General features: G+C 71.5%; 17 protein-coding genes and 1 riboswitch. Of the genes, 8 read left to right on the forward strand and 9 right to left on the reverse strand.

Translation table 11 applies throughout. The features are described 5' to 3' along the window. Positions 1-177: 177 nt before the first annotated feature. Positions 178-3,501: an ATP-binding protein gene (locus ACF1AJ_RS00885; RefSeq protein ID WP_391505738.1), complete on the reverse strand. Its 3,324-nt coding sequence runs from the start codon at positions 3,499-3,501 to the stop codon at positions 178-180. A 37-nt stretch (positions 3,502-3,538) separates the two neighbouring features. On the opposite strand from ACF1AJ_RS00885, the gene ACF1AJ_RS00890 reads away from it, so the two are divergent. After that, positions 3,539-4,180: a class I SAM-dependent methyltransferase gene (locus ACF1AJ_RS00890; RefSeq protein ID WP_391505739.1), complete on the forward strand. Its 642-nt coding sequence runs from the start codon at positions 3,539-3,541 to the stop codon at positions 4,178-4,180. 94 nt (positions 4,181-4,274) lie between these two features. On the opposite strand, the gene ACF1AJ_RS00895 is transcribed toward ACF1AJ_RS00890, so the two are convergent. Both ACF1AJ_RS00895 and ACF1AJ_RS00900 read right to left on the reverse strand, forming a co-directional pair. Next, complete coding sequence (locus tag ACF1AJ_RS00895; RefSeq protein ID WP_391505740.1) at positions 4,275-4,877, reverse strand: CoA-binding protein; 603 nt, start codon at positions 4,875-4,877, stop codon at positions 4,275-4,277. After that, a complete protein-coding gene (locus ACF1AJ_RS00900) occupies positions 4,874-6,175 on the reverse strand; it encodes an O-acetylhomoserine aminocarboxypropyltransferase/cysteine synthase family protein (RefSeq protein ID WP_309860385.1) in 1,302 nt (433 codons plus the stop codon). Before ACF1AJ_RS00900 ends, ACF1AJ_RS00895 begins: the two co-directional genes overlap by 4 nt. A 76-nt stretch (positions 6,176-6,251) precedes the next feature. Then, a riboswitch (guanidine-III (ykkC-III) riboswitch) is annotated at positions 6,252-6,315 on the forward strand. Positions 6,316-6,325: 10 nt separating this feature from the next. Between ACF1AJ_RS00900 and ACF1AJ_RS00905 the strand changes: the two genes are divergently transcribed. Beyond that, positions 6,326-6,640 (forward strand): multidrug efflux SMR transporter, encoded by a 315-nt coding sequence (locus ACF1AJ_RS00905; protein ID WP_309860383.1) that lies wholly within the window; start codon positions 6,326-6,328, stop codon positions 6,638-6,640. A gap of 15 nt (positions 6,641-6,655) precedes the next feature. On the opposite strand, the gene ACF1AJ_RS00910 is transcribed toward ACF1AJ_RS00905, so the two are convergent. From ACF1AJ_RS00910 to ACF1AJ_RS00920, 3 genes are all read right to left on the reverse strand, one after another. Further along, on the reverse strand, positions 6,656-7,678 hold the full coding sequence (locus tag ACF1AJ_RS00910) for a YeiH family protein (RefSeq protein WP_391505741.1): 1,023 nt from the start codon (positions 7,676-7,678) through the stop codon (positions 6,656-6,658). Between the two features lie 212 nt (positions 7,679-7,890). Next, on the reverse strand, positions 7,891-9,483 hold the full coding sequence (locus tag ACF1AJ_RS00915) for a protease pro-enzyme activation domain-containing protein (protein ID WP_391505742.1): 1,593 nt from the start codon (positions 9,481-9,483) through the stop codon (positions 7,891-7,893). 45 nt (positions 9,484-9,528) lie between these two features. Then, a complete protein-coding gene (locus ACF1AJ_RS00920) occupies positions 9,529-11,142 on the reverse strand; it encodes a dolichyl-phosphate-mannose--protein mannosyltransferase (protein ID WP_391505743.1) in 1,614 nt (537 codons plus the stop codon). A gap of 57 nt (positions 11,143-11,199) precedes the next feature. Here ACF1AJ_RS00920 and rsmI point away from each other — a divergent pair, with 57 nt between their 5' ends. The 5 genes from rsmI (at position 11,200) to ACF1AJ_RS00945 (ending at position 16,698) form a co-directional block, all read left to right on the forward strand. After that, positions 11,200-12,018, forward strand: a complete 819-nt coding sequence (gene rsmI / locus ACF1AJ_RS00925; RefSeq protein WP_391505744.1) for a 16S rRNA (cytidine(1402)-2'-O)-methyltransferase — start codon at positions 11,200-11,202, stop codon at positions 12,016-12,018. 115 nt (positions 12,019-12,133) lie between these two features. Then, entirely contained in the window at positions 12,134-13,723 is a 1,590-nt protein-coding gene (metG, locus tag ACF1AJ_RS00930) for a methionine--tRNA ligase (protein ID WP_391505745.1), read from the forward strand. Beyond that, positions 13,720-14,649, forward strand: a complete 930-nt coding sequence (locus ACF1AJ_RS00935; RefSeq protein ID WP_391505746.1) for a TatD family hydrolase — start codon at positions 13,720-13,722, stop codon at positions 14,647-14,649. Before metG ends, ACF1AJ_RS00935 begins: the two co-directional genes overlap by 4 nt. Further along, positions 14,646-15,497, forward strand: a complete 852-nt coding sequence (rsmA, locus tag ACF1AJ_RS00940; RefSeq protein WP_391505747.1) for a 16S rRNA (adenine(1518)-N(6)/adenine(1519)-N(6))-dimethyltransferase RsmA — start codon at positions 14,646-14,648, stop codon at positions 15,495-15,497. The genes ACF1AJ_RS00935 and rsmA overlap by 4 nt, the downstream gene beginning before the upstream one ends. Before the next feature lie 265 nt (positions 15,498-15,762). After that, positions 15,763-16,698: a 4-(cytidine 5'-diphospho)-2-C-methyl-D-erythritol kinase gene (locus tag ACF1AJ_RS00945; RefSeq protein WP_309861421.1), complete on the forward strand. Its 936-nt coding sequence runs from the start codon at positions 15,763-15,765 to the stop codon at positions 16,696-16,698. A 444-nt stretch (positions 16,699-17,142) separates the two neighbouring features. Here the strand turns inward: ACF1AJ_RS00945 and ACF1AJ_RS00950 are convergent, their stop codons facing one another. Both ACF1AJ_RS00950 and ACF1AJ_RS00955 read right to left on the reverse strand, forming a co-directional pair. Continuing rightward, positions 17,143-19,974, reverse strand: a complete 2,832-nt coding sequence (locus ACF1AJ_RS00950) for an AAA family ATPase (RefSeq protein ID WP_391505748.1) — start codon at positions 19,972-19,974, stop codon at positions 17,143-17,145. A gap of 130 nt (positions 19,975-20,104) precedes the next feature. Next, on the reverse strand, positions 20,105-21,907 hold the full coding sequence (locus ACF1AJ_RS00955; RefSeq protein WP_391505749.1) for an ABC-F family ATP-binding cassette domain-containing protein: 1,803 nt from the start codon (positions 21,905-21,907) through the stop codon (positions 20,105-20,107). Positions 21,908-21,950: 43 nt separating this feature from the next. On the opposite strand from ACF1AJ_RS00955, the gene ACF1AJ_RS00960 reads away from it, so the two are divergent. Beyond that, positions 21,951-23,582 (forward strand): acyl-CoA dehydrogenase family protein, encoded by a 1,632-nt coding sequence (locus ACF1AJ_RS00960; protein ID WP_391505750.1) that lies wholly within the window; start codon positions 21,951-21,953, stop codon positions 23,580-23,582. Between the two features lie 98 nt (positions 23,583-23,680). Here the strand turns inward: ACF1AJ_RS00960 and ACF1AJ_RS00965 are convergent, their stop codons facing one another. Beyond that, the gene (locus ACF1AJ_RS00965) at positions 23,681-26,197 is read right to left on the reverse strand and encodes a CDP-glycerol glycerophosphotransferase family protein (protein ID WP_391505751.1); all 2,517 of its coding nucleotides are present in this window, start codon (positions 26,195-26,197) and stop codon (positions 23,681-23,683) included. Positions 26,198-26,213 lie beyond the last annotated feature (16 nt).

Here is a 26,213-nt window from a genome sequence, read left to right on the forward strand (position 1 = left end):
GTTGTTTTGTGAGAAAGACTATATTGTTTTTTTTTTTTTTGTGGTGACACAAAGCTTTTCTCCTCTTGGGGGGGGGGGGGCGGGGGGGGGGGGGGGGGGGCCCCCCCCCCGCCCCCCCCCCCCCCCCCACGGAAGGGCGAGGAGCGACGGCGGAGGGGCTGGACGGGGTCCGCCGGGTCAGGGGCGCACGTCGGAGAGCAGCGACAGGCCGCGCACGACGGCCTCGGCGGGCGGGACGGCAGCCACGGACGCGGCGGAGGCCTGCAGGCGCTCGCGCCCCCACGTCTCCGCGATCCGGTCCGCGAGGGCGTCCTGGTGCAGGCTCGCGACGTCCTGCCGGGCGTTCGCCCGCCCGGAGAGCGCGAACAGAGTCAGCCCCGCATCCACCCAGCTATCGGGATGCCGCTCGGCCGTTCGCGGGTCGAGCATCCACACGGCGAACCCGGACAGGCCGGACCCGGTGACCGGCCGGTCGAGCGACGGCGGGTTGAGTCGGGAGGTGACCAGGATGCGCGTGCGCAGTGCCGCGGCGGCCGCGTCCGTCTCCGCGGGATCGACGACGGTCGGGTCCGTGGCGAGCACCCGCAGCCGGACGACCAGCGCCGCCGCCCCGAGCACGATCGTCCAGGGGTTCAGGATGCGCTCGCCGGTGGTGGGCGCGCCGCCGAACGCGGCGAGCGCCTCGTCGTAGAGCCGTACCGCCTCGGGCAGGTCACCCTCCGCCACGGCGATCTCCGCCATCCCGGCATAGCCGATCGCGTAGTAGTCGGCGTAGTCGAAGCCGGTGCGGTCGACCTCGACGGCGAGGTACCGCTCCAGCAGGGTACGGCCGCGGGCGGTCTCGCCGTTCGCGATGGCGTTCATCGCGATCAGCCAGTCGAGCTGGCGGAGGTCGCCGTCGGCCTGCAGCAGCGACATCTGGTCGTGGGCGCGCTGCGCCCACTCCAGGGCCTCGGCCGGATGCGCGAGCTGGCTGTGGCATTGGGCGATGGCCTGGGCGGCCGACGCCAGCGACCAGGCGTCCCCGGCTGTCTGGGCCGCCTCCCAGCCGCGCGTCGCACGTTCGAGCGCCTCATCCAGCTCGCCGGAGTTCTCATGCAGTTGCGCGAGCAGCAGGTTGCCGATGGCCGCTCGTTCGGCCTCGGGGGAATCGGCGTACGTGCGCAGCAGATCCAGGCCGGTGTCGGCCCGGCCGGCATGGAGGACGAGTGCGGCCATCGCGTCCAGCCGGGAGTCGGCGAACGGCTGCCGTCGACGCAGCCGGCGCAGCCGGGAGATCGCGCGGGCCGAGGTGCGCAGGTCGACGAACAGGAAGGTGCCGCCGACGATGGTGTAACTCGCCGCGACCGCCTCGCGGAGTTCGCCCTCGGGCTCCCAGTCCTTCAGCAGATCCATGATCGCCGAGCCGAAGCCGAGCACCTCGGAGTGCGCGCTGCGCAGAGACCAGTAGTAGGCGAGCGTCGCGAAGACCACCGCGGCGGTGTCGCGCCGGCCGCCGTCGATCGCGGATCGGAGCACGGTGACGAGGTTGTCCTGCTCCGCGGTCACCCGCTGGAACGTCGGAACCTGCTGCGGGCCGTGCATCCGCGACAGCGTCTCACGGCAGAACGCCACGGCCCACGCGTCCATCCCGACGAGCACGGCGTCCTCCTCGCGGGCGCCGACCAGCTCGTGGTCGCCGAACTCGCGGACCGTCTCCAGCATCCGGTAGCGGAGGAGTCCGGTGCTGCGGTCCTCGGTCACGGTCACCAGCGATTGCGCGACGAGGGCGTCCAGGTCGTCCAGCACGGTCACGGCGCCGGAGCCGGCGACTGCCTCCGCGGCCTCGGCGCTGAAGCCGTCGGGGAAGCGGGACAGCCGTCGCAGCAGCGCCTGCTCCGACGTGCTGAGGAGGTTCCAGCTCCACTCGATGACGGCGAACAGGGTGCGGTGACGCTCGGGCGCGGTGCGCTCGCCGCCGGTGAGCAGGGCGAAGCGGTTGCCGAGACGGCGTTCGATCTCATCCACCGACAGGGATCGGGTGCGCGCGGCGGCGAGCTCGATGGCGAGCGGGAGGCCGTCGAGCCGGTCGCAGAGCCGGGCGACGACGTCGAGGGGCAGCACGGCTCCGGGCCGTGCGGCGCGGGCCCGCTCGACGAACAGGGCGACGGCCGGCCCGTACGCGTCCGCAGGCGACGAGCCGGATGCGGCCGCAGCACCCGACGCGTGCGCCGCGTCCCCGTCGGTGCTCTTCAGCGAGTCGAGCGGGTACACGCGCTCGGCGCCGATCGCGAGCGGCGCGCGGCTGGTGGCCAGCACGCGGACGTTGGTGGTGGAGTCGAGGATGTCTTGCACGTATGCAGCGGCCGCATCCACGATGTGCTCGCAGTTGTCGACGATGAGCAGGGTCTCGCGCTCGGAGAGCAGTCCCAGGATGCGCGAGCGCAGGTCGAGCTGCGAGCCGGGGTCGGCCGCCCTGGTCGCACGGGCCTCGCGGATGCCGAGGGTCGACGCGAACGCGAGCTCGACATCCTCGCCCGACCGGACGCTCGCCAGCTCGACCACGATGACGGCGGGGGTGTGCACGGCACGGTTGCCGACCTCCTGCGCCAGGCGGGTCTTGCCGAGGCCGCCGGCCCCGAGGATGGTCGTCAGCCGGGAGGTGGCGATGAGGTCTTCGACGGCCTGGAGATCGTACTCGCGCCCGACCAGCGCGTTCGGCGCGGTACGGAGTCCGATCCGGACGCGCCGTGGAGCGCTGGGTCGCTCGTCCTCGTCGGCGGCGAGCAGTTCCGCATTGAGGGCGACGAGTTCGGGTCCGGGGCGGGTGCCGAGCCGGTCGAGGAGCGCCTCCTTCAGCTCGGCGAACGCCAGCAGCGCCTCGCTGCGCCGTCCGGCGTCGGCGAGGGCCCGCAGCTGCTCCAGCCGCAGCGTCTCGTCGAGCGGGCGGCTGTCGAGGAGCGGGCGCAGGTCGTGCAGGGCGGCGGTCGGGTCGCCGCCCGCCCGTCGGGCGCGGGCGCGGAGGAGCAGCAGCTCGTCGCGGAGGGAGGCGGCGGTGCGCTGCAGTTCGTCGGCGAGCGGCGAGCTCCCCAGTTCGGCGCCCGGTTCGCCGCGCCACAGTCCGAGCGCGTGCGTGGTCTCGGCGATCGCGGAGGCGGTGTCGCCCGAGCGCACGGCGGCGGTAGCGCGGTCGAGGCAGTGACGGGCGAGCCCGAGGTCGGTCTGCTCGGGCGCGACCGCGAGCGTGTAGCCGCTCGGCGTGGACTCCAGCAGGCCGTCGGCGCTGGTGGTCCGCACGCGCGAGACGAGGGTCTGCAGCGCCGCGCGCTCCTGCCGGGGCGGGGCGTCATCCCAGAGGTCCTCGACGAGGGACGGGACCGTCGCGACGCCGCGTGCGAGCACCAGGGCCACGATCAGGCTCTTGCCGAGCACGCCGGCAGGCTCCGCCAGCGCGCCGGCGCGGTCCTCCACCAGCACCGGGCCGAGCACGGCGACGCGAGGGGGCGGGGGCGCGGACTGCACCCGCCGATCTTAGCCAGTGCGGACGACGCTCGGTGGGATGGTCCGGGGCACCGTGCGCCTGGTGCTCGGGGAGCGCGCTCCGCGTAGGCTCGGCGACATGGCGTTCGACTGGTCGCAGTTCTATGAGAAGCAGGGCGGGCGCGGCGTGCGGCCGACCTTTCAGAGCGCCCTCGCCGCGTGGGACGGAGAGCCGGGCGACGCGGTCGATCTCGGCTGCGGCGACGGCGTCGAGACGCGTCATCTGGCCGAGCACGGGTGGCGCGTCCTGGCGGTGGATGCGGACCCGGGCGTCGAGGAACGCGTGTGCGCCGGGCTGTCAGGTGAGGCATCGGAACGCGTGATGGTGCGGCGTGCGTCGTTCGAGACGCTGGGCGAGCTCCCGGCCGCCGACCTCATCTACGCGGGCTTCGCACTGCCGTTCTGCGACGAGTCGCACTTCCCGTACCTGTGGGCCGACATCCGCGAGGCGCTGCGGCCCGGCGGCGTGTTCGCGGGGGAGTTGTTCGGCCCGCACGACGAGTGGGCCGGACGCGCCGGGATGAGCTTCCACGACCGAGCCCAGGTAGAGGGGATGCTCGCCGGGATGGACGTGGTGCAGCTGGTGGAGGATGACCGTCGCGGCATGTCCTTCGAAGGCCCGAAGCACTGGCACGTCTTCCACATCGTGGCGCGCGCCTGAGATGCCGCGCCCCTCAGCTCACGGTTCCTGAGTTTTTCGCGCTCTGACCATCCATTCGTGCGAAAAACTCAGGAGCTGCTAGTGAGGGGACGGGTCAGCGGAGCGTCTTGCGCGCGGTGATCTGGCCGGTGTCGAAGCCCAGCAGGTGCAGTCCGCCGTGGAAGCGGGCGTGCTCGATCTTCATGCACCGGTCCATGACGACCGTCAGCCCCTTCGACTCGCCGTACTCGGCGGCCTCCTGGTTCCAGATCCCCAGCTGCACCCACACGGTCGGAGCGCCGATCGCGAGCGCCTCGTCGATGACCGCCGGGATGTCGGCGGGCTTGCGGAAGACATCCACGATGTCCGGCACCTCCGGCAGCGACGCGAGGTCGGGGTAGGCCTTCTGGCCCAGGATGGTGTCGGCGTTCGGGTTGACGAAGTACAGCCGGTAGTCGCTCGACTGCTGCAGGTACGTGCCGACGAAGTAGGAGGAACGCGCCGGATTGGGCGACGCGCCGACGATCGCGACGGACTTCGCGCCGCGCAGGATCTTCAGGCGCTCCTTCGCGTCCGGTCCCACCCAGGTGCGCTGCGACTTCAGCAGCTTGGCGAGCGGGGAGTCGGACGGCAGGGCGCAGCTCAGGCCGTTCGCCAGCTGGACCTCGGTGGTGGATTCCGTGGTGGACGCGGTGGTGGGTTCGGTGGCAGTCGTCATGCTGCGTTCGCCTCCTCGACGGCGATCGTGAGCGCCTGATCGAGATCGTAGATGATGTCGTCGACGTCTTCGATCCCGACGCTGATCCGCACGACGCCGGGGAGCACGCCCGCGTCGAGCAGCTGCTGCTCGGTCAGCTGCGCGTGGGTGGTCGACGCGGGATGGATGACCAGCGTCTTCGCATCGCCGATGTTGGCAAGGTGACTGGCGAGGTTCACCGACTCGATGAACTTCTGACCCACCTCGCGGCCGCCCTTCACGACGAAACTGAACACGCTTCCCGGCCCCTTCGGCAGGTACTTGAGGGCGCGGTCGTGATGCGGGTGCTCGGGCAGTCCGGCCCAGAACACCTTCTCGATGCGCGGGTCGGCATCCAGCCATTCGGCCACCGCGCGGGCATTGTCGACGTGCGCCTGGATGCGGTACGGCAGGGTCTCGACGCCCTGCGCCAGCAGGAAGGCCGAGTGCGGCGCGAGCACCGGTCCGATGTCGCGCAGCTGCTCTGCCCGCAGCCGGGTGAGGAAGGCGTACTCGCCGAAGTTGCCCGACCACTGCAGCCCGCCGTACGAGGGCACCGGCTCGCCGAAGAGCGGGAACTTCGAGGAGTGCCAGTCGAACCGACCGCTCTCGACCACCACGCCGCCGAGGGTCGTCCCGTGGCCGCCGAGGAACTTGGTGGCCGAGTGGATGACGATGTCGGCTCCCCACTCGAACGGCCGGTTGAGGTACGGGGTCGCGATCGTGGAGTCGATGGCGAGCGGGATGCCGGCCGCGTGCGCGACCTCCGCCAGCCCCTCGATGTCGGCGATCTCGCCGGAGGGATTGGCGATGGTCTCGGCGAAGACCAGCTTGGTGCGGTCGGTGATCGCGGCGGCGTAGTCCGCGGGATCGGCGCTTTGCACGAAGGTGGTCTCGACGCCGAAGCGCCGGAGGGTCACATCCAGCTGGGTGATCGATCCGCCGTAGAGGTTCGCCGACGCGACGATGTGGTCGCCCGCGCCGACCAGCGACGCGAAGGTGATGTACTGCGCGCTGAGGCCGGAGGCCGTCGCCACGGCGCCCAGGCCGCCTTCGAGGCTGGCGACTCGCTCTTCGAACGAGGCCACAGTGGGGTTGGCGAGACGCGAGTAGATGTTGCCGTACTTCTGCAGGGCGAATCGCGCCGCGGCATCCGCCGTGTCGTCGAACACGAAGGCGCTGGTCTGGTAGATCGGCAGCGCTCGCGCTCCCGTCACCGGGTCGGGGATGTTGCCCGCGTGGATCGCCCGCGTGCGGAAACCGTATTCGCGATCTGCCATGGGCTCACGCTACCCGACCCCGCCGACGCTGTCGGGCGGGCGTCGTAACACGCCGCAACCCGGTTTGCTAGCCTGGGCACAGGCCCGCGAAGGGCCCCGGACGACGGTTCAGTACCCGGTGAGCGACAAGACTGGCCAAGGAGTCGGATCGTGTCCTGGATCGTTCTCATTCTCTCCGGCGTGCTCGAAGCCGTCTGGGCGACCGCGCTCGGCCGCTCGGAGGGGCTCTCGCGGCTGTGGCCGTCCGTGGTCTTCGTCGGAGCGCTTCTCGCCTCCATGGCCGGACTGGCCTTCGCGATGCGGGAGATCCCCACAGGGACCGCTTATGCGGTCTGGGTCGGCATCGGCGCGGCGCTGACCGTGCTCTACGCGATGACGTTCGGCGGTGACGGGTTCTCCCTCATCAAGGCGCTGCTGATCGTCGGCCTGGTCGGCTGCGTCATCGGGCTGAAACTGGTCGACTGAGCGCGAGTTGTTGCCTCAGGCGGCTGTCGACACCCAGACGGCACCCAGCGCGAGCACGGCGATCAGCAGCCACGAGACGAGTCCGGTGACGAGGGCGCGCCAGCCGGTGCCGACCAGGGTGCGGAGACGGACGGCGGTGCCGAGGCCGAACAGCGCCATGGCGAGCAGTACGGTCTGCAGGGTGTCGGCGCCGTCCGTCACGGTGGACGGGAGCGGCACGAATGTCCGCACCAGAACGGCGAGCAGGAACCCGGCGACGAAGAGCGGGACGATGGGCGGGCGCTTCACGCCCGGGTCGCCGACGACGTGGCGGCGACGCTCCACGACCGCGGCGACCGCCACGATCGGGGCGAGCATCAGCACGCGGGTGAGCTTGACGACGACCGCCACGGCGAGGGCGGCGGCGCCCGCGAGCTGCGCGGTCGCGACGACCTGCCCGACGTCGTGCACGCCGGCGCCGACCCAGTGGCCGAACTGCTGAGCATCCAGTCCGAGGGGATGCCAGAACAGCGGAAGCACGAAGATCGCGAGCGTGCCGCACAGCGTCACCAGGGCCACCGGCGTCGCGGCCTCCTCATCCTTGGGCTTCACGACGCCGCTCATCGCGCCGATCGCGGACGCGCCGCAGATCGAGAAGCCGGTGGCGATCAGGAGCGGCTGGTGACCCGGGAGGCGCATCAGCCGGCCGATCCAGAAGGTGCCGGCGAAACTGAGCAGCACGACGCCGATGGTGGTCAGGATGGCGACCCAGCCGAGCCCGGCGATGTCGCCGAGGCTGAGTTTCAGGCCGAGCAGCACGAGGCCGATGCGCATCAGGCGCTTGGCGCTGACGGACAGTCCCGGTGCGAGGCGCCCGGTCACGGCCTGCCGCGCGACCGGGAGCTGGCCCACCACGATCCCGAGCACCACCGCTGCGGTCAGCAAGGGCACGGCGGGCACCAGCCAGTGCACTCCCCACGCGACGGCGGCAGCCAACGCGCACACCGCGAGGCCCGGAAGCCAGGGAAGCGGACGGGCGGTCACCGACGGAGTGCTCACCGGTCCATTCTGTCGGCAGCGCCCACCGTCCTCGCGCCGCCCTACCGCGAACGGCGCCGCCCCCGCGCCGCAGATTCGACCGCTGGCCTCGGAGACTCGACCCCTTGCGTCGGAGATTCGGCTCCCCCAGCGCCAGAACTCCATCCGCGCCGCGGTCCGTCGGAGATTCGGGGCGATTCGTCCGACGCGACGCGGCGCGGCGCACGGGCCGGTCAGAGCGACGACAGCAGCCGCGTGCCGTCCGGCACGCCCAGACCCGTGCACGCATCCCACCCGGCCGTCGCCCGGTAGGCGCCGTTGTCGCCGGTCGTGATGTCGCGGAAGCCGTCCGCGACCTGCCCGGCCGGCACCGAATCGTAGAGCCGGGGCTGGAGGAGTCCGAGCGGCTTGCCCGTCGACTGCACGAGCCGCGCGACGAGCGCAGCCCAGAGCGGGGAGACCGCGCTGGTGCCGCCGATCACGGTGTCCTGACCGTCGACGCGGATGCGGTATCCGGTCTGCGGGTCGGCGACCGCCGACACGTCGGGCACCCCGCGTCCGCCTGGGCCGTTGGCCGAGCCGCCGGCGTCGGTCCCGTCCGCGCCCGACGGCACCCCGACGCCCGCCTGCCATGAGGGCAGCGGGAAGACCGCGCTGACGCCGCCGCCGGTCGCGCCGCCGCCCGTGCCGTTGTTCCAGACGATCTCCGAGCGCACGGTGCCGGTCGAGGTGTCCGCCTCGAGCCGCGTGCCTCCGCAGGCGAGCGCGTGCGGCGAGGAGGCGGGGAAGTCGACGTGCGGCCGGCCGTCGCCGACCCGGTCGCTGCTCCCGTCGTCGCCCGCGGCGGCCGTGGTCGTCACGCCGAGGGCGGCGGCGTCCTGCAGGGCCTCATCGAATGCCGTGCGCGCCTGTGCCGTCCAGCCGTCCTCCGACTGGCCCCAGCTGATGCTGATCGCCGCGGGCGTCGGCTCGGCGTGCGCGGCGGTGGTCACCGCATCCAGGAAGCCGGCGTCGGTGTTGGGCGCGAAGTAGACGACGATCTCGGCCTTGGGGGCCAGCGCGCCGGCCACCTCGATGTCGAGCATGACCTCGCCGTCGGCGCCGTTCGGGTTGCCGTCCGGCGCGTTCGAGCCGCCGTCGACCCCGACCGCGCGAACGCTCGGCGTCGGGATGCCGAGGCCGGCGAAGTACACGTCGAGATCTTCCTGCACGTAGCCGCCGCCGAGCTCGATGATGGCGATGGTCTGCCCGCTGCCGTCGGTGCCCTCGGGGAACGCGTAGACCGTGCCGAGCTGCGGCGGCGTATAGCTCGTGTTGACCGCGGCTGCAGGGACGTACCGGTACTGCGCCCGCGCCTGGGGGCGGTCATCGAGCCCGAGGACAGCGGTCACCACGCCGGCGAGCGCGGCGGGGATGCTGAGCCCGCCGGTCCGCTGGCGGTAGACGGTCCCGCCCTCGCCGGCGTCTTCGGCGCTCGACTCGGCGAGGTCGGTGCCGAACACCCGGGCGACCGTCTGCACGGGACCGGAGATGCGGACCCGACGCGCGCCCGCATCCACCTCGTCGACCGTCAGCCCCAGGCCTTCGAGCGTGCTGCGCACCAGCTCGACGTCCTCGGGCGACGCGCCATAGCGTTCCGCGAGCTCGTCGCGGCTCAGCGGCTCGGCGAAGGCGCTCTGCGGGAGTTCGGCGCGGCGGCGCAGGACGAGCGTCGCATCCACCCGGGAGTCGGGCGCCAGGCCGCCGTGCGCGCGGAAGCCCGGACGTTCCGGCCGTTCGCTTCCGGGGAGGGGGACGAGGTCGAGGGGCTGTTCCGCATCGGTCATACCACTCGGTCTACCACCGGCCTCCGACACCGCACAGGGCCGCAGCTATACCCAGCTGGGCAGCCACATGTGGATCTGCCAGAACCAGAACGGCACCTGCTGGCCCGTCCAGATCGGCCAGAAGAACGCGCTCACCAGGGTGCAGGCGGCAAGGAAGACGCCGGTCCAGACGATGCCGCGGCGCCGTCGCGGCTCCGGATCGGTGCGTTTCCCGAGCACGATCGCGATGGCCGCCGCGAGCGCGAGGATGAGGTACGGCTCGAAGGCGATCGAGTAGAAGGTGAAGATCGTCCGGCCCATGTAGAGCCACCACGGCAGGTAGCCCGCCGCGAGTCCTGTCAGGATGAGGCCGATCCTCCAGTCGCGGTAGCGGATCAGCCAGTACACCAGGAAGAGGATGGCCGCCGTCCCCGCCCACCAGATGAGCGGGTTGCCGAGTGACGTGATCGCCGCCGAGCAGGAGTCCCACTGGCAGCCGGCCTGCCCCTTCGTCGTGCCGACGTAGTACATGCTCGTCGGCCGCAGCATCAGCGTCCACGTCAGCGGGTTCGACTGGTAGGGGTGCGGGGTGTGCAGATTGATGCTGTAGTCGTACATCTGCGTCTGGTAGTACCAGAGGTTCTGCACCCAGAGCGGCACCCAGCTGAAGGCGCCCGTCCACTGCGCGTGCGCGGCTTCGGCCCAGTGTCGGTAGTAGCCGTTGCTCGACAGGATCCAGCCCGTCCACGTCGCGACATACGTGACGAACGCGAGCGGGACCATGAGGACGAAGGTCGCCGGCGCCTGCTTGAGCAGGGCGCCGCTCGCATAGAACGGCAGCCTCTCCCGGCGGCGCGCCACCGCATCCACCACCACCGTGTACACGGCGAAGAAGGCGAGGAAGTAGAAGCCCGTCCACTTGACCCCGGCGCACAGCCCGCAGAGGATGCCCGCGGCGATCAGCCACGGACGCCACCACAGCACAGGCCCCCACGCCGGATCGCGACCCGCCGACCGGGCGGCTGCGACCTTCGCCGCCAGCCGATCGGCCGCCCAGCGCCGGTCGAGCAGGATGCAACAGAATGCCAGCAGCGCAAAGAACATCACGAAGTTGTCGAGGAGCGCGACGCGGCTCATCACGATGGCGTGACCGTCGATCGCGAACAGGAAGCCGGCGATTGTGGCGAGCATCGTCGAGCGGAACAGGGTCCGCGCGATGAGGAAGACGAGCAGCACCGCGATCGTCCCGGCGATCGCGGTAGAGACGCGCCAGCCGAACGAGTTCGCGGGGCCGGTGGCCGCCATCCCGAGCCCGATCAGCCACTTGCCGAGCGGTGGATGCGCGACGAACGACGGATCCGCGTCGAAGATCTGCGTCTGGCCTGCGGCAAAACGCGGGTCGGCCTTGTCGGGCCAGCTGCCCTCGTAGCCGAGGTTCCACAGGCTCCAGGAGTCCTTCACGTAGAAGGTCTCGTCGAACACGAGCGCGTGCGGCTGCCCCAGGTTCCACAGTCGCAGCACGGCGGCGAGCAGGGTCACCGCGACGGGCGCGCCCCACATCCACAGCCGCAGGCGGGCCGGTGTTCCCAGGACGCGCGCCCACCAGTCGTCGAGGCGCGTGCCGACGGGGACCGCGGCGACGTGCGCGGCCGGGAGGTCGGTCGGAGGAGCAGAGGTCACCCAGCCATGCTAGGGGCGGAGGCTCGGTGTCGCCTTTCGACTGCCACACTAGAAGCCATGATCATCCTCGCCGCGACCCCGATCGGCAATCTCGGCGACGCGTCCCGGCGGCTCGTGGAGGTGCTGTCGGCCGCGACGGTGGTCGCGGCGGAGGACACCCGGGTCGCCCAGCGCCTCCTGGCCGGGCTCGGCGTCGAGAACCGCCCTCGGTTGATCGCCCTGCACGACCACAACGAGCGGGACCGCGCGGCGGAGCTCGTGGAGCTGGCCCGCGACCAGGATGTGGTGCTGCTCTCCGACGCCGGGATGCCCACGGTGTCCGACCCCGGATTCCACCTCGTGGAGGCGGCCGCCGCGGCCGGGGTCGGCGTGACGGCCCTTCCCGGCCCGTCGGCGGTGCTGACGGCGCTCGCCGTCTCCGGGCTCCCGACGGACCGGTTCACCTTCGAGGGCTTCCTCCCGCGCAAGCAGGGGGAGCGGCTGTCCACCCTGCGGGCGGTCGCCGCCGAGCAGCGGACCATGGTGTTCTTCGAGTCGCCGAACCGGCTCGCCGCCTCCCTCGGCGACATCGCGACCGCGCTCGGCGCCGACCGGCGCGTCGTCGTCTGCCGCGAGCTGACGAAGCTGTACGAGGAGGTGCGTCGCGGCACCGCGGCGGAAGTGGCCGCCTGGGCCGCGGAGGGCGTGCGCGGGGAGATCGTCGTGGTCGTCGCGGGCGCGCCGCCGCGGGCGGCGGATCCCGAGGCGGCGGTGCAGCAGGTGCTCGCGCTGGTCGCGTCGGGCACGCGGCTCAAGGATGCAGCGGCCGAGGTCGCCGAGGCGACGGGCCTCGGGAAGCGCGACCTCTATCAGGCGGCGCTCGAGCGGCGCGGCTGACGAGTCCGTCCACGCGCTCATTCCCCGCAGCGCTCGTTCCCCACAGCACATCCCGTTCTCCACAGACGGAGTAACACACCGGATCGCGTGCTCCAGCGCCCGTAGGATAGTCACCATGTCCGACGGCTCTTCCTTCTACATCACCACGCCGATCTTCTACGTGAATGATGTCCCGCACATCGGGCATGCCTACACGGAGGTCGCCGCCGACGTCCTCGCCCGCTGGCACCGCCAGGCCGGCGACGACACCTGGCTGCTCACCGGCACCGACGAGCACGGGCAGAAGATCCTGCGTACGGCGACCGCCAACGGCACCACGCCGAAGCAGTGGGCCGACAAGCTGGTCACCGAGGAGTGGCTGCCCCTCCTCGACACGGTCGACATCGCCAACGACGACTTCATCCGCACCACCGATGAGCGGCACGAGGTCAACGTCCAGAAGTTCCTGCAGAAGCTCTACGACGACGGCTACATCTACGCCGGCGAGTACGAGGCCCTCTACTGCGTGGGCTGCGAGGAGTTCAAGCCGCAGAGCGAGATCGTCGACGGCACCGGGGAGTACGAGGGCCAGAAGGTCTGCGCCATCCACTCGAAGCCGCTGGAGCTGCTGCAGGAGAAGAACTACTTCTTCCGGATGAGCCAGTTCGCCGACCGTCTGCTGTCGCTCTACGAGGAGCGCCCGGACTTCGTGCAGCCCGAGTCGGCCCGCAACGAGGTCGTCAGCTTCGTGCGCCAGGGGCTCAGCGACCTGTCCATCTCGCGGTCGAGCTTCGACTGGGGCATCAAGGTGCCGTGGGACGAATCGCACGTCGTCTACGTGTGGTTCGACGCCCTGCTCAACTACATCACCGCCGTCGGCTACGGGCAGGACGACGAGGAGTTCGCCCGCCGCTGGCCGGCGAACCACCTGGTCGGCAAAGACATCCTGCGCTTCCACGCGGTCATCTGGCCCGCCATGCTGATGGCGGCGGGTCTCGAGGTGCCGAAGCGCGTGTTCGGTCATGGCTGGCTCCTCGTGGGCGGCGAGAAGATGTCCAAGTCCAAGCTGACGGGCATCGCGCCGACGCAGATCACCGACACGTTCGGCTCCGACGCGTTCCGCTACTACTTCATGCGCGCCATCAACTTCGGGCAGGACGGCTCGTTCAGCTGGGAAGACCTGGCCGCGCGGTACCAGGCGGAGCTCGCGAACGGCTTCGGCAACCTCGCTTCGCGCGTGATCGCGATGGTGACGCGGTACTTCGAGGGCATCGTGCCGCCGGCGGGCGAGTACCAGGAGGTCGACCTGCACGTGCAGGAGGTCGTCCGCACCGCGGCGGCCGATGCCGACGCGGCGATCTCGCGCCTGGCAATCCACGACGCCCTGACGGCGATCTGGCGGATCGTCGACGAGCTCAACGGCTACATCACCGAGCAGGAGCCGTGGACCCTGGCGAAGGATGAGGCCAAGCGCGAGCGCCTTGGCACCGTGCTGTACACGGCGGCCGAGGGACTGCGGTCCCTCGCCGTGCTGCTGTCGCCGGTGATCCCGGCCGCGACCGGCAAGCTGTGGGAGTCGCTCGCCGTCTCCGGCGAGCTGGGCGCCCTCGACGCGCAGCCGCTCCGGACGGCGGGCGACTGGGGTCAGCTGCCGGCGGGCACCGAGGTCAACGGCCTCGAGGCGCTGTTCCCGCGGATCGACGCGGAGGCGGTCGCCGCGGTATGACGGACCCGTCGTTCGTCCGGCAGCGGCACGTCACCGACGGCCGCGACCTCAGCTATCCTCCGCTGCCCGAGGCGCTGACCGTTCCCGTCTACGACAACCACACGCACCTCGAGATCGCCGACGGCGAGCAGCCGCTCGACTACCGCGAGCAGCTCGACCGGGCGTCGAGCGTCGGCGTGCGCGGCGTCGTACAGGTGGGCAACGACGTCGAGACGTCCCGCTGGTCGGCCGAGACGGCGGCCGTCGAGCCGCGGATGCTCGCCGCCGTCGCGCTGCACCCGAACGACGCGCCGGACTACGACGAACGCGGAGAGCTGGACGACGCCCTCGCCGTGATCGCCGAACTCGCAGGCCGGCCCCGGGTCCGCGCCGTCGGCGAGACCGGCCTCGACTTCTTCCGCACGGAGGAGGGTCCGCGGCGCGATGCGCAGTTCCGCACGTTCGAGGCCCACATCGAAATCGCGAAGCAGAACGACATCGCGCTGCAGATCCACGACCGCGACGCGCACGCGGCCGTCGTCGCCACGCTGAAGCGGGTCGGAGCTCCCGAGCGGACGGTGTTCCACTGCTTCTCGGGCGATGTGGAGCTGGCCCGCATCTGTGCCGAGAACGGCTGGTACATGTCGTTCGCGGGCAACGTCACCTTCAAGAACGCACCGAACCTCCGTGCCGCGCTGGAAGCGGCCCCGCGCCACTTGGTCATGGTGGAGACGGACGCCCCCTTCCTCACGCCGATGCCGTTCCGCGGCCGCCCGAATGCGCCCTACCTCATCCCGCATACGCTCCGGGCGATGGCCGAGGTGATGGGAACGGACGCCTCGACCCTCGCCGCGCAGATCAACTCCAACACCGAGCTCGTCTACGGCCGGTGGGACAGCGAGCCCGTCGGGCCGCCGCCGACGCGCCCCATCGGGATCATCGCGTGAGTGAGCTCCGGCTGCTCGGGCCGGCGGAGATCCGCGACCTGGCGGAGCTGCTCGACGTCACCCCGACGAAGAAGCTCGGGCAGAACTTCGTGATCGACGCCAACACCGTCCGTCGGATCGTCCGCGTCGCGGAGGTGCAGGCGGGCGACAGCGTCGTGGAGATCGGGCCGGGACTCGGATCCCTCACCCTCGGCCTGCTGGAGGCCGGAGCGGACGTGGTGGCCGTCGAGATCGATGGCCGTCTCGCCGCGCAGCTGCCCACGACGGTCGCCCAGCTGGCGCCGGACGCCGCACAGCACCTGACCGTGGTGCATCGCGACGCGCTCGCCATCACTGAGCTGCCGGTCGATCCGGTGCGCCTGGTTGCGAACCTCCCCTACAACGTCTCGGTGCCCGTGCTGCTGCACTTCCTCGAGCACTTCCCGTCCCTCCGCTCCGGCGTCGTCATGGTCCAGGCTGAGGTCGGTCACCGGATCGCGGCACAGCCCGGCTCGAAGGTCTACGGCGCCCCGAGCGTGAAGGCCGCCTGGTACGGCACCTGGCGCACCGCCGGTTCCGTCAGCCGCCAGATCTTCTGGCCGGTGCCGAATGTCGACTCCGTCCTCGTCGCGTTCGAACGCCGCGACGACCCGCCCGGCGACGAGCAGCTCCGCCTCCGCACGTTCGCCCTCATCGACGCCGCCTTCCAGCAGCGCCGCAAGACCCTCCGTCAGGCCCTCGCCCCCGTCTACGGCGACCCGGCCTCCGCTGAGGCGGCCCTGCAGGCGGCGGGGATCTCCCCGTCCCTGCGCGGTGAACAGCTCGGCCTGAGCGACTTCGCGCGCCTGGCGGCGGCCGGCGCGGAGTAGCGGCGGCCGCATCCCGGCGGCGGCATCCCGGCGGCTGCAGCGCCCGTCCACGGACGCGCGGTCTTGGCGGCCGGTGGTCGCGACCACATGGTGACCGCCATGCTGCCGACCTGCGCCGCCAATCGGCCCGACGCAGCCCGACGTAATCTGACGCAGCCCGAGCCGACCCGGCGCGGCCCGGGGGCCGGCCCGGCGCGGCCCGCGCCGCGAACAGACGCTCAGGCCGTGCCCAGCGTGGACGTTCCGGTGTGTGTAGGTTGGAGGTATGGTGGACGCGTGGGACGTCGACGGCGTGCATGTACGCGCCCCGGGCAAGATCAACGTGTTCATGCGTGTCGGAGCCGTCATGGAAGACGGGTACCACGACGTCGCGACCGCTTACCAAGCCGTCTCCCTCTACGAGGATGTCCGGGCGTATCACGCCGATGACTTCTCGGTGAGTTTCGGCGGCACCGTCGACACGAGCGGCCTGCCGCGCGACGAATCCAATCTGGCGATCAAGGCCGCCCGTCTGCTCGCGAAGCGGACCGGCTACTCGAGCGGGGTCCGCCTGGAGATCGACAAGCACGTTCCCATCGCCGGCGGAATGGGCGGAGGCTCGGCCGACGCCGCCGCGACGCTCGTCGCGTGCGATGCCCTCTGGGGCACCGAGCTCGGGCGCGAGGAACTCCTGACGCTCGCCGCGAAGCTGGGCGCCGACGTGCCCTTCGCGCTGGTCGGCGGCACCGCCATCGGAACCGGTCGCGGTGACCGGCTGAGCCCTGCCCTGGCGACAGGCCAGTTCCATTGGGTGCTCGCGCTCCCAGACGGCGAGCTGAGCACGCCGCGCGTCTACAGCGAGCTGGATCGGCACCGCGAGCGCCACGCGGCCGATATCGCTCCGGCGCAGGTCTCGCCGACGGTCGACTCCGCCGTGCTGCAGGCCCTCCGCGCCGGCGAACCGGCCATGCTCGCCGAGGCGCTGACCAACGACCTGCAGGCTCCGGCCATCCACCTCGTGCCCGAGATCGCCGATGTCATCGAGCTGGGCGAGATGAACGGTGCGCTGGCCGGAATCGTGTCCGGATCCGGCCCCACCGTCGCCTTCCTGGCGGCCGATCTTGATTCGGCGATCGATCTGCAGATCGCACTCAGCGCCGCACGCGTGAGGGCCGTCCGGGCCACCGGGCCCGTGCATGGAGCACGGATCCTCGGCGACTGATCTCGCAGCGCCGGCCCGAAAGTCGGTAACGGCGGCGCTCGTGCGTGTGGTGCACCAGGTGCGGTGATGTGGGGTCATGCATTCAGCATCCCGGCACCAGTCTCGAGCCATATTCCGATCGCGGAATCTGTGGAGAACCCGCGCCGCGCACGTTCGGGTGCAACGTAGGAGAAAGTGCCGCAAATCTCCGACCGACTGCGGTGCGGATGGAGATTCGGCGCGATCAGCCGCGAATCTCCGACGCAAGCGCCCGGAGGGCCGACGCAAGCGCCCGGAGGGCGGACGCGAGAGGGCGGACTGCCCGAGGATGCCCGGCCACGACACGCGTCGGGTTGAGACGATTCGTCGGAATGTGAAGCGTATCCACGTCCCGGGCCGGGCATCCCAGGTCTCTCCACCTTAACCAGCGCTCGGCCCCTGAAAGCTGCCCGAAGCGCGAAACCGTCAAGACTTGACGGGTCTCCTCCGGGACAGCGTCCGCAGGTCGCGGCGCGAGCGCAGCCCGAGCTTCGAGAGGATGTTGCGGACGTGGAAGTTGACGGTCGTCACGGACACGTAGAGACGCTCCGCGATCTCCTTGTTCGTCATCCCCGCGGCGAGCGCGTGCGCCACCTGCCGCTCGCGCGTGGTGAGCGTTGCCAGCGGATCGACGGTGGAGGACGCGACCGCCGTCTCGTCGAGCAGACGTACGCAGCGGGCGAGGTAATCTGCGGCGCCGAGCCGGCGGAATGTCTCGGCCGCAGCATCCAGCTGTGCCCGCGCCCGCTCCCGGGTTCCGGCCGTGGCTCCCGGCTGCGCGGCAGCGAGCCGTCCGGCGTCCAGCGCGGCGACGGCGCGGGGAAAGGGGAACCGCTCCGCTCCCGGCTCGGCGACCGCGTCTTCGTAGGCGTCGAGCGCTTCGGCCGCGCGGCCCTCCGCCTCGAGCACGCACCCCTCCAGCCAGCGCAGCGATCCGTAATACGGCCGCCACATCGGCGACGACGCCGCCCGCTCGTACGCCTCCCGCGCCTCCACCGGCCGCCCGAGGGCCGCGAGCGCGTCGACCCGGTAGGTCAGCCAGCCGAGCGTGGAGCCGCGGGATGCGGCAGCCTCCGCCTGTTCGGCTGCCGCCAGCTGATCGTGCGGCCGGCCTAAAGCGCGCCCGAGCTCCGCACGCGCGAGGTGCGGCAGGTCGCCGTCGTACGATCCGGTGATGCGCGGGTCGGCCTGCGCGGCGGCGCGGAGCCGCTCCTCGACGGCTTCCGCCTCGCCACGGCCGGCCCGCACCAGCGCGGAGGTCCACAGGGCGATCGGCCAGCAGGACAGGTCGGTCTCGTCGAGCGCGAGCGCGACGGCCGTGTCCGCCAGGGTGACGGAGTCCTCCCATTCGCCGGTGAGGAAGAGGATGTGCGCGTACATCGTGCGTGCGAATCCGGCCGTCCAGCTGGAGGGGAAGCGTCGCGCCAGGTCCGCAGCGCGCGCCAGGTCGGCACGCGCCCGGCCGATGTCGCCGCTCAGGATGAATACGCGCGAGCGGCTGACCAGCGCATCCACCGCGGCCGGCGACTCATGTCCGACGAGCAGCTCGTCGAGTTCGACGGTGAGCGGACCGAACAGGTCGGGCCGGCGGGAGTGCGCGGCCGAATTGATCGCCCAGCCGAGCAGACGCGTCAGGTCGTCCTGCGGTGCGGCCAGCCAGCGGAGGGTCGGATCGGCGACCTCGTTCGGCGCGGGGGAGGCGGCGATGTGCTCGCGCGCGGCGTCGAGGTGGTCGATCACGCCGGCGAAGTCGCCCATCGCCATGAGCACCTTGGGCAGCGCCTCGGCCACGTGCGACCGGAGTGCCCGCTCGTCCGGGGTGAGTGCCGGTCGCCGCTCGAATGCCAGCGCCAGCGCGAGCGCGCCCGGGAGGTCGCCCGAGAGCGTCCGCAGTTCCAGCAGGACCGCGTCGCGCGTGGGCGAGGCCGGCGTCGCCTCGAAGGCGGGCCGGAGGTCCAGGATGCGCTCGTGCATCCGGAACCGCATCGCGATGAGACCCAGCTCGAGCAGCGCGCGCTCCGCGTCGCCGCTGTCCGCCAGGTCGACGGCCGATCGTGCGTAGCTGAGCGCCTGCTCCGCCTGCCCGAGGTCGGACACCGTGAGCGCGGCGGAGAGCAACTCGGCGACCAGGGTCGGGTCGGCATGGTCTGCGGCCTCCACCCGGTGCCGCAGCGCCCGGTGACCGGACAGCACCTCGGAGGCAACACGGTGGATGGCGACGCGCCTCTCCAGCGACAGCTCGCCCGCGAGGGCGTCGGCGAGGATGGCGTGCGCCGGCTCGACGCGGACCACGCCGTCGCGCGTCTCGGCGAGGACGAGCCCGCGGGCGACCGCACCGTGCACATCCACATCGATTCCGAGGCGCTGCGCGATGGTTCCGACCACCGGCAGCGGCAGCGGGTCGCGCAGCACCGCGACGAGTTCGGCAGCCGCGCGCACCGACGGGTCGGCGCCCTCCAGCGAGGCGGCGATCGCGGTGGCGAGCGGGGTGATCGCGGTGGCGGGGAGGTCCCATCCGGCCGGGTGCAGCGCCTGGGCGAAGGTGTCGCGCAGCTGGCCGAGGAGGACGCTCAGCAGCAGCGGAGATCCCTGCGTCGCCTCCGTCAATCGCGTGGCGGTACGGCGGGAGACGGGGTGTCCGAGGATGTGGCGGGCGAGCTCCTGCGTGTCGCCGACGGCCAGCGGCGTGAGCTCGACGCGGGCGTGGTTCGTGGTGGTCGACGCCAGGTCGTCGAAGAGGGCGCTGACGCTGTTCGGCTGCGGCCGTGCCGCCGCCGTGAACAGGAACGACTGCTCCGCCAGCCGGCGCACCAGGAAGCGGAGAGCGCGCGCGGAGGGCTCGTCCACCCATTGCGCGTCGTCGACGATGAGGCACACCGGGCCGTCGATCGCGTCGATGGCGTCGAGCAGCAGCCGGCCGACCGTCAGGGGGTCGTCGCCGGGCGACGGCGGGCGGATGGCGGCATTCGTCGCCCGCTTCGTGCCGGTCCGCTGGGCGTTGAGGCCGCGGACGAGGGTCTCCACGGTCGCGTAGGCGAGGTCGGACTCGAACGAGTCGGCGTGCACCCGCAGCACCGTCCAGCCCTCGAGCCGTTCGGCGACATCGGCGAGCAGCGCCGTCTTGCCCATGCCGGCCTCGCCGGTCAGGAGCACGGCCCCGCCGCGCTCCTTGGCGCGGTGCGCGACCAGGAGCATCGTCTCGCGGGCACGGTCCCGTCCGAACAGGGGCCGCTCGTCGGCCCGCTCCTGGTCAGTCACGTGGCGCTCCCGTCCCCGTCGGCCGCGTCGGGTCGGGTTGCGCGACCGATCCTCAGGATCATCGCACAGCGCGAAGCCGAGTTCGTTCCCCAGTCCGGGGGAGTGGACGCGGGGTGCCGGCCGTGCCGGATCAGCCCTCCAGCTGCTCCGAGAGCTCCAGCCAGCGGGTCTCCAGGTCGGCGATCTCGCCCTCCAGCGTCCGGAGTTCCTCGGTGAGCCGGCCGAGGCCCTGATAGTCGCTCTGGTCGTGGCGCGCCAGCTCCTCGTGCTTGGCGGCGACCTGGTCGCCCACCTTGGCGAGCCGGCGGTCGAGCGCCGACAGCTCCTTCTCGGCGGCGCGGAGCGCGGCGCCGGAAAGGGCGGGGCTGACGGGCGTCGGTGTGGATGCTGTGCTCGCGACGGCATCGGAGGCCGCGGCCCCGACCGCGCCCTGCGCGCGCCGCAGCCGCAGGTACTCGTCCACCCCGCCAGGAAGGTGCCGCAGGCGGCCATCGAGCACGGCGTACTGCTGGTCGGTGACGCGCTCGAGCAGGTACCGGTCGTGGGAGACGACCAGCAGCGTCCCCGGCCACGAGTCGAGAAGGTCCTCCATCGCGGCCAGCATGTCAGTGTCGAGGTCGTTGGTCGGCTCGTCGAGGATGAGCACGTTCGGCTCGTCGAGCAGGATGAGCAGCAGCTGCAACCGGCGCTTCTGGCCGCCCGACAGATCCTTCACCGGGGTCGAGAGCTGCGCGTTCGAGAAGCCGAGACGCTCCAGCAGCTGGCCCGGGGTGACCTCCTTGCCGCCGGCGAGGTAGGTCGTCCGCTTGCCGGCGACGACCGCGGAGACCCGCTCGTCCTGCACGTCGTCGAGCTCGGCGAGCTGCTGCGTGAGTGTCGCGATCCGCACGGTCTTCCCGCGCTTCACAATGCCGGAGTCCGGCTTCACCGTGCCCGCGACCAGGCCGAGCAGCGTCGACTTGCCGGCGCCGTTGACGCCCAGGATGCCGGTGCGCTCACCGGGGGCGATCCGCCACTCCACGTCGCGCAGCACGGTCTTCGGCGGGTACGAGACGGAGACGTCGATCAGGTCCACCACATCCTTGCCGAGGCGGGAGGTGGCCAGTGTCGTCAGCTCGACGGTGTCGCGCGGCGGCGGCTCGTCGGCGATGAGTGTCGCGGCCGCATCCATCCGGAACTTCGGCTTCGAGGTGCGAGCGGGAGCCCCGCGGCGCAGCCACGCCAGCTCCTTGCGCATCAGGTTCTGCCGCTTCGTCTCGGCGACCGCGGACATCCGGTCGCGCTCGACGCGCTGCAGGACGTAGGCGGCGTACCCGCCCTCGAAGGGCTCGACGATGCCGTCGTGCACCTCCCACGTCGTCGTGGACACCTCGTCGAGGAACCAGCGGTCGTGCGTCACGACGACGAGCGCGCCGGACGCCGTCGACCAGCGGCCCTTCAGATGCTGGGCGAGCCAGGCGACGCCCTCCAGGTCGAGATGGTTCGTGGGCTCGTCGAGGAAGAGGATGTCGTGGTCGTGCACCAGCAGCGCGGCCAGGGCGACGCGGCGGCGTTGGCCGCCGGAGAGCTCCCCGATGGTCGCCTCCCAGCGGATGTCGGAGACGAGCCCGGCCAGCACGTCGCGCACGCGCGGATCGCCGGCCCAGAGGTGTTCCTCCCGGTCGCCCACGATGGCGTGCCCCACGGTCAGCTGCGACGGCAGCTCGTCGCGCTGGTCGAGCATCCCGACCGTGACTCCTCGGCGCCGGGTCACCCGGCCCGAGTCCGGCTCGATGCGCCCGGCGAGCAGCTGCAGCAGCGTCGACTTGCCGTCGCCGTTGCGACCGACGACGCCGACGCGGTCGCCCTCGGCGAGCCCCAGCGTGACCGAGTCGAAGACGGTGCGCGTCGGGTACTCCAGGTGAAGGGATTCCGCGCCGAGAAGGTGAGCCATGAGGGTCTCCAGCCTACCCGGCGGGCGGAGCTAGACTCCCGCCATGGTCACCCACACCGTCGTGAACCAGGCGCCGCCGCGCGTCGACGTGGACGAGTTCGCGGCGAACCTGCCGCTCCGGGAGGGCGTGGAGCGCTACGACGCCGGCTGGGCCATCCCGTCGCTCGGTGACATCGGGCGGCTGGTCGGCTCGGAAGCGTTCCAGCGGGATGCGGAGCTCGCCGACCGCCACGAGCCCCAGCTGCACGCCTTCGACCGCTGGGGCAACCGCATCGACGAGGTCGAGTACGACGACGGGTACCACCGCGTCATCGCCGCGGCGGTGGCGGCCGGCGCCCACACCTCCGCTTGGGCCGACCCCCGGCCCGGCGCGAACGTCGCCCGCGCCGCCGCCTTTTTGCAGTTCGCGCAGGTCGAGCCGGGCCATGCCTGTCCGGTCTCGATGACGCACGCCGCGGTCCCGGCGCTCGCCGCCTCCGAGAGCCTCGCCGCCGAGTGGATGCCGCGGCTGCTCAGCCGGGACTACGACGGCCGGTTGCTCGCGGGCAAGACCTCCGCGCTGTTCGGGATGGCCATGACCGAGAAGCAGGGCGGATCGGATGTGCGAGCCAACACGACCCGCGCGCTCGCCGACGGGGACGGGCGGTGGCTGCTCACCGGCCACAAGTGGTTCTGCTCCGCGCCCATGTCGGACGCGTTCCTCGTGCTCGCGCAGACCGCGAACGGGCTGTCCTGCTTCCTCGTGCCGCGCCTGCTGGAGGACGGCACGCGCAACGTGTTCCTCATCCAACGGCTGAAGGACAAGCTCGGCAACCGCTCCAACGCGTCGTCCGAGGTGGAGTTCGACGAGACGGTCGGGTATCTGCTGGGGGAGGAGGGCCGGGGCGTGCGCACCATCCTCGAGATGGTGAACCGCACCCGTCTCGACTGCGTCTACGGCAGCGCCGCGGGGATGCGGCAGTCGGTCGCCGAGGCGGCCTGGCACGTGCGGCACCGGGCGGCGTTCGGGCGGCGGCTGATCGACCAGCCGGCGATGACGGCGGTGCTGGCCGACCTCGCGCTGGAGTCGGAGGCGGCGACCGCCGTGTCCCTGCGGCTGGCGCGCGCTCACGACGCGGATGCTCCGGAGGGGGATGTGGCGTTCCGCCGGCTCGCGACCGCCGTCACCAAGTACTGGGTGTGCAAGCGCGGTCCGGGGCACGCGTACGAGGCGCTGGAGTGTCTGGGCGGCAACGGTTATACGGAGGCGTTCCCGCTGGCCCGGCGGTATCGGGAGCAGCCGGTGATGGCGATCTGGGAGGGCTCGGGCAACGTGATCGCCCTGGATGCGCTGCGCGCGCTGCGTCGGGAGCCCGCGGCGGCGGAGGCGTTCGACTCCGAGCTCGCGGCCGCTCGGGGGGTGTACCGGACCTTCGACGGACACCATGACCGTCTGCGGGCGCGCCTCGCGGCGGCGGCGGCGTCCGCCACCGACGACCCCGCGTCGGCCGAGGCGGCGGTGCGCCCGCTCGTCGCGGCGCTCGCTGTCGCCCTGCAGGCGTCCCTGCTCATCCGCACAGCACCTGCCGCCGTCGCGGACGCCTTCGTCGCCGCCCGGCTCGGCCCCGAGCGCGGCACCCTCTACGGCGAGCTCCCCGCCGGTCTCGACCTCCCCGCCCTCACCGCCCGCGCCTGACCCGTCGCCGCACCCCCACGCCAACAGCTCCTGAGTTTTTCCGGCGACACGCTGCGGCTGGCGCGAAAAACTCAGGAGCTGTTGGCTGGGGAGTGCGGTCAGGCGGATGGGGCGGATGGGGCGGATGGGGCGCCGATGGCGGCGTAGAACTCTCCGACCGCCTTGCGGTTGTACGCGTGGTAGTCGAAGCGGCTGTCCGGCACGTCTCCGCGGAGGAAGGCGCGCATCCCGTCGGCCACGCCGTCGACCGTCTGCGGCACGATCATGCCGCTGCCCGCGGGGAGGGCGTTCTTCGCCGAGGCGAACTCGACCGTCACGATCGGCAGCTGCAGCACCAGCGCCTCCAGCAGCACCATCGGCTGGCCCTCGTAGTCGCTGGAGAGCACGAAGCAGTCGGCCTTCGCCATGATCGCGTGCGGGTTGCGCTGCATCCCGGTCAGGAACACCGAACCCTCGAGACCCAGCTCGGCGACAAGACCTTCGAGCTCGCCGGCCAGCGGCCCGGACCCGACGATCACGAGCCGTGTCCGCGGGTTGTCCGCATGCACCGCGGAGAACGCGCGGATCAGCCGCGCCTGGTTCTTCTCGGGCGACAAACGGCCGACGTTGACGAACGTGGTGACGTCGTCGTCGGCGAGCAGCAGCTCGGCCCAGTCCGGGATGCTCCCGGTCTCTTCGTCGAAGGTCAGCTCGTGCAGGTCGGCGCCGGCGTTCTCGAGGATGTGCTCGGCGTCGACCGTGTTCAGCGCCGACACGAACTTCTCGGGCGACGCGTACTCGGCGAGCGACGTCCGGTTGATCTCGGACAGCGTGGGCGAGACGGAGACGAGGTGGTCGTACTGGCCGTAGAGGGTGAAGATCTGCGTGAGGCTGTGCAGCATCCGCTTCTCGCCGTTGACCTCGCGGTGCGCGTCCGACGCCAGGTCGTTGTGCAGCCAGATCGCGCGCTGGGCGTCGGGGGAGTGCAGCAGGAGCGTCGCCCAGAACGGCCCGTACCCGGAGAAGTCGACGACGTAGTCGAACCGGCTCTCGCCGAAGCAGCGGTACCACTCGTCGTCCCACAGCCGGTTCTGGGCCGGGATGTCGGCGTGCTGGGCGATGCGCCCGCGCCGGAAGTCGAGGTGCCGGGCGACATGCAGCAGCTTGGTGCCGTTCATCCCGCCGACGCGCGGGAACTGCCGCACCGATGGATGGATCTGCCGCTGCTTCCCGATGACGACCTGCGACCGGCTCTGGGCGAAGAACGCGGAGACGTCGTAGCGGTCGTGGTCGAGGTTGTTGAGCAGGTTCAGCGCGGAGGTCGTGATGCCGTTGGGCCGCATCCCGCCGAGGTACAGCAGGATCTTCTGCCGCCCGTCGTCCGCGAGGTCGGTGCGCAGGCGATACCCGTCGCGCACACCACGGAACACGACGTCGACGACCCGGCGCGACGCCTCGCCGTCCTCGTAGGGGGTGAACCGCCGCTGCATGTCGAGGTAGCGCTCGCGCGACTCGGCCGGGACGGTGTCGCCCGCCTCGGCGATGGCGTGCAGCTCGTCGCCGACCTCCCGGGCCGACAGCAGCACGGGGCCCGGCCACTCCTCCGGCTCGAAGTAGAGCCCGCGGGTGCCCGCGTAGTCGGCGAGGTCCGGCGTGAAGAACACGATCGGTCGGCCGGTCTGCAGGAAGTCGAAGAAGATGCTCGAGTAGTCGGAGATGAGGATGTCCGTGGCGCCGAGCACGAGGTTGGTCGGGATCTCGTTGGGGACGAGCATCCGCTTCAGCTCCGGCCGGTGCGCGGCCAGCGCGTGCACGGTCTGGTGTGTCTTCAGCAGGACGGCGTACCGGCTGGTGTCGATGCGCTCCTCGATCTGAGCGATGTGGGCGAGCAGCGCGTCCAGGTCGTCCTCCGGGCGGCCGAAGGTCTGCCCCTTCCATGTCGGCGCGTAGAGCACGATCTTCCGGTCGCCGACCGGGATGCCGGCGGCGATGAGCCGCTGCCGCACCGTCTCGCGTCCTGCGTCGTCGAGGAACTGCCGGTCGATGCGCGGATACCCCTCTTCGACGAGGGTGCCGCTGTAGATTCCGGTCAGCTTGTAGCCGGTCTGGTACATCTGCTCCGACATGAACGGGTTCGCCGAGAGCAGGTAGTCGGCCTGCACGAAGTTCCGGATGATGTTCGCGGTGGCGAGCGCGCCGTCCTCGATGTCGTAGCCCATCCGCTTCAGCGGCGTGCCGTGCCAGGTGTTGAGGTAGACCTGGCCGGGACGCTTCGAGAAGTCCGGAGGGAAGGTCGCGTTGTTCACGAGGTACTGACTCGTGGCGAGCGCGCGGTAGTAGGCGGCGGAGCCGTAGCGGACGAAGCTGACGCGGTCGTTTCCGGCGAACTCCTCGACGGCGGCGCGGTACTGGGTCAGATCCGACAGCGCCCAGATGTGGGTGAGGTGGCCGAGGTCGGGGCTCGCGAGCAGCTCGCGGAAGATCGCCTCGGGGTTGTCGAGCATCCCGTTACCCGAGAACGACTCGTAGAAGACGGAACCCTGCACGATCGGCTGACGGCGCCAGTGCGCGTGGATCTCATAGCGCGCGGCGCGCTTGACCCGAGAGGGGAGTCGCTTCAGTCGGGAGAGTCTCATCGCGCACGAGTTTATG

The sequence above is a fragment of the Leifsonia sp. NPDC014704 genome, from assembly GCF_043083605.1.
Classification (GTDB): Bacteria; Actinomycetota; Actinomycetes; order Actinomycetales; family Microbacteriaceae; genus Leifsonia.

What these genes read in the sequence shown, in the direction of transcription:
- ACF1AJ_RS00890 (WP_391505739.1), top strand. Translation starts at nt 3,539, where the DNA reads ATGGTCCGGGGCACCGTGCGCCTGGTGCTCGGGGAGCGCGCTCCGCGT.
- ACF1AJ_RS00895 (WP_391505740.1), bottom strand. Translation starts at nt 4,877, where the DNA reads ATGACGACTGCCACCGAACCCACCACCGCGTCCACCACGGAATCCACC.
- ACF1AJ_RS00900 (WP_309860385.1), bottom strand. Translation starts at nt 6,175, where the DNA reads ATGGCAGATCGCGAATACGGTTTCCGCACGCGGGCGATCCACGCGGGC.
- ACF1AJ_RS00915 (WP_391505742.1), bottom strand. Translation starts at nt 9,483, where the DNA reads ATGACCGATGCGGAACAGCCCCTCGACCTCGTCCCCCTCCCCGGAAGC.
- rsmI (WP_391505744.1), top strand. Translation starts at nt 11,200, where the DNA reads ATGATCATCCTCGCCGCGACCCCGATCGGCAATCTCGGCGACGCGTCC.
- metG (WP_391505745.1), top strand. Translation starts at nt 12,134, where the DNA reads ATGTCCGACGGCTCTTCCTTCTACATCACCACGCCGATCTTCTACGTG.
- ACF1AJ_RS00935 (WP_391505746.1), top strand. Translation starts at nt 13,720, where the DNA reads ATGACGGACCCGTCGTTCGTCCGGCAGCGGCACGTCACCGACGGCCGC.
- ACF1AJ_RS00945 (WP_309861421.1), top strand. Translation starts at nt 15,763, where the DNA reads ATGGTGGACGCGTGGGACGTCGACGGCGTGCATGTACGCGCCCCGGGC.
- ACF1AJ_RS00955 (WP_391505749.1), bottom strand. Translation starts at nt 21,907, where the DNA reads ATGGCTCACCTTCTCGGCGCGGAATCCCTTCACCTGGAGTACCCGACG.
- ACF1AJ_RS00960 (WP_391505750.1), top strand. Translation starts at nt 21,951, where the DNA reads ATGGTCACCCACACCGTCGTGAACCAGGCGCCGCCGCGCGTCGACGTG.
- ACF1AJ_RS00965 (WP_391505751.1), bottom strand. Translation starts at nt 26,197, where the DNA reads ATGAGACTCTCCCGACTGAAGCGACTCCCCTCTCGGGTCAAGCGCGCC.